This window comes from Eubacterium sp. AF15-50, from assembly GCF_934835595.1.
In the GTDB taxonomy this organism is placed as follows: Bacteria; Bacillota; Clostridia; order Lachnospirales; family Lachnospiraceae; genus Eubacterium_G; species Eubacterium_G segne.
The window spans coordinates 1-814 of record NZ_CAKVZL010000148.1 but is presented as its reverse complement, the minus strand read 5'-3'; the positions used below and the strand labels follow the sequence as shown (position 1 = coordinate 814).

At 39.8% G+C, this 814-nt stretch carries 2 pseudogenes; both read left to right on the top strand.

Annotation, left to right across the window (positions count from 1 at the left end):
* Window positions 1-142, top strand: a pseudogene (locus tag Q5O73_RS10510) (transposase); the annotation flags it as partial.
* A gap of 335 nt (window positions 143-477) precedes the next feature.
* Window positions 478-814, top strand: a pseudogene (locus tag Q5O73_RS10505) (hypothetical protein); the annotation flags it as partial.

Genomic DNA, 814 nt, shown 5'->3' with positions numbered 1-814 from the left:
GAATGCAATCAGGCCATTCACTGTCGGCCGGAAGAACTGGCTGTTCAGTGCCAGTCCGAACGGAGCTGCCTCCAGTGCTATTGTGTATACAATGGTCGAGATGGCAAAAGCGAATGATCTGAATACCTATAAATATCTGACTATAAATGAGCAAGTTCGTGATTTTGCATAAAAGAAAGACACCTTGAATTCGATTGTGTTGTATAATGAAAGTGACCAAACCAACATTTACAGCATTCACGAAAGAAGGTGTCTCCTGCAAATACTATACATCATTCAGCATTCATATACAACCAGTTTAAAAAATTAGATTTATGCAAATCGTATTCTAATCGAATGATCAATCATCTTATGAGTATCCTGATTAGCATCTTTCTTTCTGGATACCATGGAAAAACCACGGATTTTGCCAAAAACAGTTCCTGCCATAGAACTACAATTGCCCATTTCCTCAACTCTGGAAAGTGGGATGAATCGTTGCTTTCAGATACATTAAAACGGTCTGTCATTGAGATTATTTATTCAGAAGCAGCCCGCACCGGAAAACCTGTTTTCTGTATTGTTGACGATACGATAGCTTCAAAGACAAAGCCTTCGTCACGGGCTCTGCATCCGATTGAAGATGCGTATTTTCATCAATCTCATTTGAAAGGCAAACAGGACTATGGGCATCAGGCAGTTTCAGTTATGCTTTCCTGTAACGGCATTGTTCTGAATTATGCTTTTGTAATGTACAATAAATCAGTCTCCAAGATTGACCTTGTACAAAACATTGCAAGGGAACTGCCTGTTCCACCGGCAATGTCCTATTTTC